This window comes from Streptomyces sp. NPDC058459, assembly GCF_042721685.1.
Lineage (GTDB): Bacteria > Actinomycetota > Actinomycetes > Streptomycetales > Streptomycetaceae > Streptomyces.
Genome location: NZ_JBHXLV010000410.1, coordinates 1 through 1,716, shown reverse-complemented (window position 1 = coordinate 1,716; position 1,716 = coordinate 1). Strand labels below are relative to the sequence as shown.

Here is a 1,716-nt window from a genome sequence, read left to right as displayed (position 1 = left end):
ACGGGGAATCCGTGGCCGCCGGGCGGTTTTCGTCTCCCTTTTCCAGGACTCTCGGATTGCTCCGACCTGTCAATTCCCGGGGGGCGTTCGAGTGAATTGACAGGCGACGAGCGTTCCACAGTTTCTTCCGCTGTCTATCCCTCGTTCTACAGCCTGCTGGTCATGGTGCGAGCCGTTCAAGCTGTGCTCGCTCGGTTTCGGCCGTCACAGGGCATGACCGCAGAGAAGGGAAAGACCATGAAGAAGAGCGCTGCTGTCGTCGCCGGCGCCATCCTGGCTCTGGGTGGGGCGGCTCCCGCCTTCGCCGACGCCGGGGCCGAGGGCGTCGCGGTCGGTTCGCCGGGCGTGCTGTCCGGCAACGTGATCCAGGTCCCGATCCACATCCCCGTCAACGTCTGCGGCAACTCCGTCAACGTCATCGCCCTGCTGAACCCGGCGTTCGGCAACACCTGCGTCAACAACTGACGCGAACCACGCAAGGCAGCAGCCCCACGGCTGCGTTCAGGCCGGCCCCGGACCGTTGATCCACTTTGAATCCGCGCTCCGGGGCCGGCCTTCCCACTTCTACGAGCAGGAAGACCACGAGATTGCGACAGACCCTGAGCAAGGGCATCGTCGTGGCCGCCGCCGCGACAGGTGTGCTGTCCTTGTACGTCAGTCAGGCGCTCGCCGACTCGGGAGCGCACGGAGCCGCACATGGCTCTCCCGGAGTGCTGTCCGGCAACACCCTTCATGTGCCGGTGCATGTCCCGGTCAACATCTGCGGGCACTCCGTCGATGTCACCGCCGCGCTGAACCCCGCCATCGGCAGCGCCTGCGTCAACCACGCCCTTCCCCGGGCGCCCCGCACCACCACGCCGTCGTCCTACAGTGACGACGAGCCGCGCACCCCGGTGAGGTCGCGGCCCGCGTACGGCGGCGAGGAGACCGAGCGGCCCGCCGCGTACGGGGACGACGACGAGACGCCGCCGCCTCCTTCGCACGGGCACGAGTCGTACGGGGACGAGGACGAGACGACACCTCCGCCATCGCACGGGGACATCTCGTACGGGCACGAGTCGTACGGGCACGAGTCGTACGGGCACGAGTCGCACGCGGACGTCTCGTACGGCCACGACTCATACGGCCACGATGATGAGACGACACCCCCGGCGTCGTACGGCCACGACGAGGAGACCACCGCGCCGCCCTCGTACGGCCACGACGAGACGACGCCCCCGCCCTACGGCGGCAAGGAGACTACCGCGCCTCCGTACGGTGGTGGAGAAACGTCTCCTCCCCCCTACGGGGGCGAGGAGAGCACCCCTCCCCCCTACGGGGGCGAGGAGAGCACCCCTCCGCCCTACGGCGGTGAGGAGAGCACCCCTCCGCCCTACGGCGGTGAGGAGAGCACCCCTCCGCCCTACGGCGGTGAGGAGAGCACCCCGCCCCCCTACGGCGGTGAGGAGAGCACGCCGCCGCCGACCAGGCACCCCACGCCACCCCCCAGTGGACACACCACGCCCCCTCCGGGAGGTCACACCACTCCGCCTCCCGGCGGGCACACCACGCCGCCGACCCTTCCGCACACCGGGAACAACTCGCGTGCCATGTGGGCCACTTCGGCCGCCAGCGCGGTGCTGATCGCCGCCGGAGCGCTGCTGTACCGGCGCGGCCGGACGGCGTCCCGCCACCGGTGACCACCGGGTGCCGGGGCCGAGTGCCCGGCACCCAGGG

Annotated in this window: 2 protein-coding genes; both read left to right on the top strand. The window is 69.9% G+C overall.

Annotated elements, in window-relative coordinates; all coding sequences use genetic code 11:
- Positions 1–237: 237 nt before the first annotated feature.
- Positions 238–465, top strand: a complete 228-nt coding sequence (gene chpD / locus ACFWN1_RS33190; protein WP_384370463.1) for a chaplin ChpD — start codon at positions 238–240, stop codon at positions 463–465.
- A gap of 122 nt (positions 466–587) precedes the next feature.
- The gene (locus ACFWN1_RS33185; protein WP_384370460.1) at positions 588–1,679 is read left to right on the top strand and encodes a chaplin family protein; all 1,092 of its coding nucleotides are present in this window, start codon (positions 588–590) and stop codon (positions 1,677–1,679) included.
- The last annotated feature ends 37 nt before the right edge of the window (positions 1,680–1,716 follow it).